This window comes from Okeania sp. SIO2B9, from assembly GCF_010672505.1.
GTDB classification, from domain to species: Bacteria; Cyanobacteriota; Cyanobacteriia; order Cyanobacteriales; family Microcoleaceae; genus Okeania; species Okeania hirsuta.
On the sequence record NZ_JAAHGK010000876.1, the window covers coordinates 1 to 3,353 of the forward strand.

Below are 3,353 nucleotides of genomic sequence, written 5' to 3' on the forward strand. Positions count from 1 at the left end.
TATTTGCTTCTCACCATGTTTGGTCAACGCAAAAAAGGTTAGATAATTTGATAATTCCTTAGTCAATATTCAACTACTGTATAGTTGTTTTTGATTGTCATATTGCTGAAACAAGCAAAGGGATGAGAATTTCTTCCTAATTTTTTTGCTTGTGCTTTGAGTAGTCGAGAAGTTTCGACCACACTATTTTCTAGTTGATGATTAGTTGTTAGTAGTTGAGTAGTCATCAATAATTTTTCATATTTGAGTACCGTGAAATGCTGATGCTGAAAAATTTGTTTCCCGTAGGTTGGGTCAACTCAAAAGATTTGACAAATATAGCAATAGGTAACAGTCAAAATTTGGCAGAAGTCAGGAATAGGCAAAAGAAAAATGTACGTCAGACAAACCAGGACAAAAAAAGATGTAATTTTGACTTTTGTCATAATTTTTTTTCCCTCGCTCTTTCTTCCTTAATATTATGTCCGTTGGCGCGCGTTTGTGTAAACCAAAGCGTGAATATATACAGGAAATTAAAGTTTTTTTCTTGCTCTTAAACCTTCCTACCTTTTCCCTTTTCCCTCTTCCCTCTTCCTTCTTCCTTCTTCCTTACCTTCACGCTTACAATACTGATGCTGCCGGACATGATATAACTCATGGAATTAATGTTGAACTAACTAATTGTTGAGTATAAGAATGTTGAGGGTCATCTAATACTTGATCAGTCAAACCAGACTCAACAATTTGCCCATTTTTCATTACTAATAAACGGTGAGCAAGTAATCTAATCACCCCTAAATCATGGGTAACTAAAATAACACTTAAACTGAGATTTCGCACCAGAGAACGAATTAAATCTAATAAACGAGCTTGTACCGAAACATCTAAACCTCCAGTAGGTTCATCCATTAATATTAACCTCGGTTTTGTGACTAAAACACGAGCTAATTGTAAACGTTGTTGCATCCCTCCAGAAAACATTTTTGGTAAGTCATCTATTCTATTAATATCTATTTCTACTTGCCTTAACCAATAAGCTGCTTCTTCCCGAATTTTTCCATAATTTTTTACTCCTATATTCATTAAACGTTCGCCAATATTTGCTCCAGCAGTTACATTCATTCGTAAACCATCACGAGGATTTTGTTGAACAAATCCCCATTCATTTCGCATTAATAAACGACGACGAGTTTCTGATAGTTTTGGGAGTGTTAATACTTCTCCGCTAGAGGTAGTATAGGTGATATTTCCGCCTTCAATTGGTATGTTTCCTACAATAGCATTTAATAAAGTAGATTTGCCTGAACCTGATTCTCCTACTATTCCTAAAACTTGGGCAGTATAGAGATTGAAAGAAACACAGTCACAAGCTTTTATATTCCTATAAAACTTACTCAATTTTTCAACATTTAATAATGGTTCCATAATCCACCATGATGTAGTTTTAATTTAGCTTTTATGTAAGCATTTCCTCCGGAATGCTGCGCAAACAGCAGTCAGCTATCGGTTGTCAGCTTTATTACCTTTAATGGACAATTTAAGCCCGTTGTTCTTGTGCTTCAATTCTTAGTTTAAAAATGTAGTAGAAGTAAAGCAAATACTTGGTTCATTTATTTTTATTGCGCTTGAGCTGACCACTAATAGCTGAATGCTTACATTTTAACACTGTCCTTAAGGAGAGAGTCTTTTTGCGCTATAGCTGACAGTTAATAGCTGAATGCTTACCTTTTATTTATTTAATTCTCTTCCTTTTAGAGAAAGGTAATTATCAATTATCAATTCTTGAAACGGTGCTTACCGAATAATTAATAATTAATAATTGTTAATTAAATAATTCAGCTTTATTCGTCTCCTCTTTCAAGGGGAAAAAAAGTGCTAGGATATTTCCTTATATTCAATTCCGTAACGGTTAAAACCCGAGGTAATTATCCATTATCCATTAATGAAAATTGGTTGGGGTTATCAGACAGGAAGTGCTGTATTAAAGACTATGCTCATCCACTTTTTCCTTCTTCCTTTTTCCTTCTTCCTTCTTCAAGTTGTTTTTGCCGTTGATTACAATAATCTGTATCAGAACAGACCCACATTTTATTTCCTAGATCGTCTATCAGAATTTCATCCAAAAAACTTTCTGTAGAACCGCAAAACTCACAAGCTTTATCCCATTTTTCTACAGTAAAAGGATAATCTTCAAAATCTAAACTTTTCACCTGAGTATAAGGAGGTATTGCATAAATTCGCTTCTCTCTTCCCGCGCCAAAAAGTTGTAAAGCAGGTAAATAATTCATTTTAGGATTATCAAATCGTGGGATAGGAGTCGGACTCATTATATAACGGTCATTTACCATTACTGGATAATCATGGGTCGTAGCAAAATCTCCTAATCTCGTAATATCCTCATACAATTTTACATACATTGCTCCATAATCTTCTAAAGCGTGCATTTTTCTAGTTTCTCTTTCAGAGGGTTCTAACCATCTCAATGGTTCCGGGATAGGCACTTGATAAACAATAATTTGACCTTCCTGAAGTGGAGTTTCTGGAATCCGATGGCGGGTTTGAATAATTGTTGCTTCTGTAGTTTTTTCTGTTGTTTCTATTCCACAAACTTTCACAAAAAAGCGACGAATATTCACTGCATTTGTTGTATCATCCGCTCCTTGGTCAATTACTTTTAAAATGTCTTTTTTTCCAATGATTGAAGCTGTAACTTGAATGCCACCCGTACCCCATCCATAAGACATTGGCATTTCTCTGGAACCGAAAGGTATTTGATGACCAGGAATGGCGACTGCTTTGAGTAAAGCACGGCGAATAGAACGTTTTGTTTGTTCGTCTAAATAAGCAAAGTTAAAATCATTTTCTGGTGAGTTATTTACTTTGCCATTTGAGCTTTTTAGATTTTGGTTATTTAACATATAGGGAATTTAAATTAATAGGGAATAGGGAATAGGGAATAGGCAACAGGCAACAGGCAACAGGCAACAGAAATTCGTAGCAAACATTTATCAAACTGTTATTAGGAGTCAGGAGTCAGGAGTCAGAATAAATAACTTAAATATCAGGTGGTGGTGTATTGTAATGGTCGTGCATTGTCATTATTTTTATTACAAGAACAGTGGGAGCATCTTGCTCCTGTGCCAGGTATTCCTTTCTGTTATTTGCTATATCTATAACCCACATTTTAATACTAGGGAATAAAATTAGGTAATTAATTTTGCCTAAGCAATTAATTGTTAATTATTCATTATCATTTTCTTTGTGGGTTTAATACCCCACCGTCTACACGGTGTTCAAAATTACTTGGGGTTAGAATCCCCATGTAATTTTCCTCCTGTCTCCTGTCTCCTGTCTCCTGTCTCCTTCTTCAATCA

Annotated in this window: 4 protein-coding genes; all 4 read right to left on the bottom strand. The window is 35.0% G+C overall.

What is annotated here, in order from left to right:
• Positions 1-62 precede the first annotated feature (62 nt).
• The gene (locus F6K13_RS24825) at positions 63-227 is read right to left on the bottom strand and encodes a hypothetical protein (protein ID WP_161564668.1); all 165 of its coding nucleotides are present in this window, start codon (positions 225-227) and stop codon (positions 63-65) included.
• A gap of 406 nt (positions 228-633) precedes the next feature.
• The gene (gene phnK, locus F6K13_RS24830; protein ID WP_124146790.1) at positions 634-1,404 is read right to left on the bottom strand and encodes a phosphonate C-P lyase system protein PhnK; all 771 of its coding nucleotides are present in this window, start codon (positions 1,402-1,404) and stop codon (positions 634-636) included.
• Between the two features lie 569 nt (positions 1,405-1,973).
• The gene (locus F6K13_RS24835; protein WP_124146791.1) at positions 1,974-2,897 is read right to left on the bottom strand and encodes an alpha-D-ribose 1-methylphosphonate 5-phosphate C-P-lyase PhnJ; all 924 of its coding nucleotides are present in this window, start codon (positions 2,895-2,897) and stop codon (positions 1,974-1,976) included.
• Positions 2,898-3,033: 136 nt separating this feature from the next.
• Positions 3,034-3,162: a hypothetical protein gene (locus F6K13_RS24840; RefSeq protein ID WP_275670437.1), complete on the bottom strand. Its 129-nt coding sequence runs from the start codon at positions 3,160-3,162 to the stop codon at positions 3,034-3,036.
• Positions 3,163-3,353 lie beyond the last annotated feature (191 nt).

Excerpts from the sequence above, each read along its gene's own strand:
- F6K13_RS24825 (WP_161564668.1), bottom strand. The coding sequence starts at position 227 with ATGACTACTCAACTACTAACAACTAATCATCAACTAGAAAATAGTGTG.
- phnK (WP_124146790.1), bottom strand. The coding sequence starts at position 1,404 with ATGGAACCATTATTAAATGTTGAAAAATTGAGTAAGTTTTATAGGAAT.
- F6K13_RS24835 (WP_124146791.1), bottom strand. The coding sequence starts at position 2,897 with ATGTTAAATAACCAAAATCTAAAAAGCTCAAATGGCAAAGTAAATAAC.
- F6K13_RS24840 (WP_275670437.1), bottom strand. The coding sequence starts at position 3,162 with ATGTGGGTTATAGATATAGCAAATAACAGAAAGGAATACCTGGCACAG.